The organism is Phycisphaerae bacterium (genome assembly GCA_035384605.1).
In the GTDB taxonomy this organism is placed as follows: Bacteria; Planctomycetota; Phycisphaerae; order UBA1845; family PWPN01; genus JAUCQB01.
Genome location: DAOOIV010000214.1, coordinates 1 through 4,120 on the forward strand (window position 1 = coordinate 1; position 4,120 = coordinate 4,120).

General features: G+C 60.9%; 3 protein-coding genes. 1 reads left to right on the plus strand and 2 read right to left on the minus strand.

The genetic code is table 11. The features are described 5' to 3' along the window. The coding region (locus PLL20_21900; GenBank protein ID HPD32653.1) for an FAD-dependent oxidoreductase at positions 1 to 1,377 on the minus strand (1,377 nt) is incomplete at its 3' end. Between the two features lie 141 nt (positions 1,378 to 1,518). Further along, a complete protein-coding gene (locus PLL20_21905; GenBank protein HPD32654.1) occupies positions 1,519 to 2,040 on the minus strand; it encodes a chemotaxis protein CheX in 522 nt (173 codons plus the stop codon). Positions 2,041 to 2,883: 843 nt separating this feature from the next. Here PLL20_21905 and PLL20_21910 point away from each other — a divergent pair. Continuing rightward, positions 2,884 to 4,120, plus strand: a 1,237-nt coding sequence (locus tag PLL20_21910; protein HPD32655.1) for a hypothetical protein, incomplete at its 3' end; no start/stop codon positions are given.

Sequence of the window (4,120 nt, forward strand, 5' to 3'; positions counted from 1 at the left end):
GTTGTCGCACTCCCCCTGTTTGGGCAGCAGCGCCCGATACGAGATTTCATACGGTTGGACCGGCACTTGCATGTCCCCCTCGTTGATCACCGCCCCGTCCGGAGTGGGTATGCGCTGGACGTGATGCGAGTCGGAATTGTACGAACCCATGCCGATCGAGTCCGGCTTGGTGCGGTCTGTCTGCAGGTCGGCTTGCTTCATAACGTATTCGCCGACCATGCGCCGGGCCTCGCGAATGTAGAGCTGTCTCGGCCAGTGGCCGGTATCCAGAAACTCGTCCTTGGCCAGCCCCCACTTGTTCAGTTCATCCTGGATGTGCTTCGGAACGCTCGGGTCGTTCGCCAGGAAGTAGAAAAACCCCTGCACGTAGCTCACGTGGTCGTCCCAGATTTCCTGTCGTCGCTTGTAGTCGGCATCGGGGTAGTCCCAGCTCCCTCCGATGTGGTCGGTTGAGAATGCCCCGTTGTTGTTTACGTCGGTCTTGCCGTTGGGCATCATCTTGATGTGGATGAGCTTGTCCAGCGTCAGGTCCGGCGCGGCCTGAAGGTACCTCTTCAGCAGTTCATAGCGATAAGGATCATAGTTTGCCGGCTTTGGGAAGGGCACTTGGTTTTCTCTCTTGTTCGACAGGCAGATCCGGAAATTGTAGGCCTGCACCTTGTGATCCGCCTGGCCGATCTCGCCCGGATCGCCGCCGTAAACGCAGGGCAGCAGCTTGCCGTTCTCGTCGTAAGGTGACACGGGCGTATTGAACTGGTGGTATTCGCACTTCTCGCGCCGCCCGGCCAGCGATTCACCATACTGGTCCATCCCCTCGCGGCCGACCGTGTAAGACACGCCCGCCCGCGCCATCAGGTCGCCCTCGTACGTGCAGTCCAGGAACACACGGGCGCGGTACACCGCCCCGTCGGCCATGCGAATCTCCCGGATGCGCGGACCTTTCTTCTCCACCTGCTCCACCTGTTGGCCGAACACCACCGGGACGCGAGCCTCCTTGAGCCAGTCGTGGAATACCCTGTCGGCCACGTGCGGCTCGAAATACCAGGCCGGGGGCTCGCCATAGTGCCGCCCGACGCGAACGAAGAACTCCCGCGACATCCCCCCAATGACGCTCTTGTTGCCGAAATCCGTAGCCCCCAGGCCGCCGGAGACCATGCCTCCGACATACCGGCCCGGCTCCACCAGGATGACCGATGCTCCCTCGTTGGCCGCCGCGATCGCCGCTATGGTCCCGCCTGCCGACGCACCGTAAACCATTATGTCGCACTGCCGTGCCCGTCCGGGTGCACAGCCTGACAGCGAAACCATTGTCACGATGGCCGTCCCGATGATGCCCGCTCGTACCAGATTCGTCAGATGCCCCCGCATCGCGTTCATTGTGTCGTCTCCGAAGTATGTGTGCTGCCCGAATAGACGGCCGGGACAATCTCCCTGCGTGGGCGCGCTGGTTTCGGGCAAACCCCGGCCCGACTGCGTATTCGGCAGAACCTCGAGCTACTGACTGCCCCGAGAGGCTCCTCAAACCGATTGCTGTCTGCGTTTTACTCCCAAATCGACCTCGACCGTGAACGGGCAGAACCTCTTTGTCAGTAAGGTTACTTCGACCGAGAAGCGACCGATCGACGAATCACAAGGCAGGAGCAGGACCGGCGAGGTGCGGGATTCGAGCAGGCGGTGCTGGTCGCCGAGAATAACGCGAGGCAGCGAGATCGTGATATTCGACTGCGGGAGCTGTATTTTGGCTTGGCCGGCCACCATGTTAGTCAATTCGCCAAGGGCGTCGGTGAGATCCGCCGGCTCATAAACCGAAAGCTCCGTGCCGGCCAGCGTACTGGCCACCCGAACGGCAACCTGCTTTGAGAAGCACAGGGTCACGCTGCCGCTCACCGGCCCGGATAAGCCGATGATCGCCGATACGTCGGAAGTCGGACTCTCCTTCGTTTTGATGAGCGGCTTGCTGACAAGTACTTCCACATTAAGCATCGTCTTGAATACGTTCTGGACTGCCAGAATGAACGGGTTGATGTAGCGTACGTCCATTCACCTACCGATCCTTTCGACGCCTCTGCGTCTCCTGATTGTGTCGGGCGTCCGGCGCCCTTTCGTTCGACAGCATAACCAGCGCCAGATTGCCATTGTATCGGTCCGCCTGTTTGCGCCAACTCGGGTTTTCCCTGAAGTCTGCTACCTGATTCGCGTGGCGCCAGAGTATCACTGCCTCGGCGGAGTGCTCGCCCAGTGAACATACCAATCCGACCGACGGGCGAACTCCGGCAAACGTGGTCGGCCGACACCGGCTGGGCTTATGCCTCCTTGCGCTCGACTATTTCGCCTTGGCCCCGCCCTTCAATCGAGAGCGGCTGTATGGTTTTCAGATATCGTTTGGCAAAGCCGGGCTTCTTGCTGAGCTCGCAATGGCTTGCAGGCCCTTCGCCATACGACGGGCCGGAAGCTCGCAGGGGCTGTTTCGGTAATACATCTCGGCTCTCTCAAAGCCTGCAACGGGGCGGCCGGTATCTTCACACCAGAATGGTCAAGACAATCACGCAGCAATGCCCATACCGCACTGGTAAACGCGCACGACGCTCACACTGGACTTCCTTTCGAAGTGCAGCCGAATCGCTTCAGCGGTTTGTTCCTGCGCCCGTCTCAGATGGGCGGGAGACTGCGGCGGTATAAGCTTGACAACGCGAACCGGATCAGAGTACACTGCCTTTCGACCGTCCGGAAAATGCAGTTCTTTACAATGTGATTCGCCTGGCTCTGTGCCGAGGTAACGTTTTGTGGCAAAATGCTCTCATCGGAGGCCCAAGGTGTACCTGGTTGCCGTGACCGCCACGCCACAGGGAGCCCGAGCATTTCTACTCCTTGGAGGACAACAACATGCGAAGATATCTGCTGTGTCTCCTGGCCTTGGCGATGTTGTCCGGCCAGGCGTGCAACACCCGGCCGGCTGACAACGGCGGGCCCTCGAATGGAGGAGATAACACAAACGGCGGCGGATCTGATGACGGGCCCGCCATCGGTGGCGTACCGGCGGAGCGGCTGCAAGCCGCCGATTTTAACTACCTTGGCGCGTTCCGGCTCCCCGACGAATTCAACTGGGGAGCTTTGGGGCTTTGCTATTACCCCGACGGCGGCGGGGCCGGCTCGCTGCTCGTGACCGGGTTTCAGTCGCCATACGACTCAGCGCATCCGGGCGAGGCCTGCTGGAGTGAGGAGTGGAATTGCCGGGCATATTTCGGCGAGGTGACGATCCCAACACCTGCCGTCCTATCCAACTGGGAAGACTTGCCCGTGGCCGCCCTCCGCAACGACATGCGAAGCTTCGACGGCGGGTTGGTCTCGACCCTCAATCGCGAATGGACCTTCGTCAGTGACATCGAGTATGTGCCGCGGCAAGGCACGCAAAGCAGTGACAAACTGTATGGCTCGCTCAACTTCTGGTACGCCGAAGGCGGAGTCGGCGAAAACACATTTCCTACCGTCTGGTTCGCCAACCTCGACGGAACACAGGCCCGTGGCCTGTTCCACGTTGGTCCGGATGCGGCACCGTACCATGGCCGCAAAATGGGGGCCTACCTGTTCACGGTGCCCGGCTGGTATGCGGATCGATATCTTGGCGGCCGCACCCTGGTCACCGGCCGATCGCGCGGTACCCCGCGAACCGGGTTCGAGCCGGTCACCACCGATGGCGGTTCCCAGGGCCCGACGCTGTTTGCCTTCCGGCCCTGGGACAGCGATAACCCGACGGGTAACCTTGATGCCTTGCCGGTTCTCTATTACCGCGTGGCGTTTTCGGATGACTGCCTGGCGTTTCCGTGTTGCGGAGGACCGAACGTGGGCAACCCCGCCCAGTGCGACTATCCCGATTTCACAATGTGCGACGACTGGACCGGCGCGGCGTTTGTCGACAACGGCACTCGACGGGCGGTCATGCTCCTTGGTTACAAGGGGCTGGGCAACAACTGCTACGACGAGCCGCCGGTTGACTGCAACGACCCGTGCAGCGAGACCCACGGCTACCACTGCAATCCCTACGAGCGGCAGGTCATCTTCTACGACGTTCACGAGTTGGGAACCAGCGCCCTCGGGCAGCAGAACCCCTGGGTCGTGGTAC

What these genes read in the sequence shown, in the direction of transcription:
- PLL20_21905 (HPD32654.1), bottom strand. Translation starts at nt 2,040, where the DNA reads ATGGACGTACGCTACATCAACCCGTTCATTCTGGCAGTCCAGAACGTA.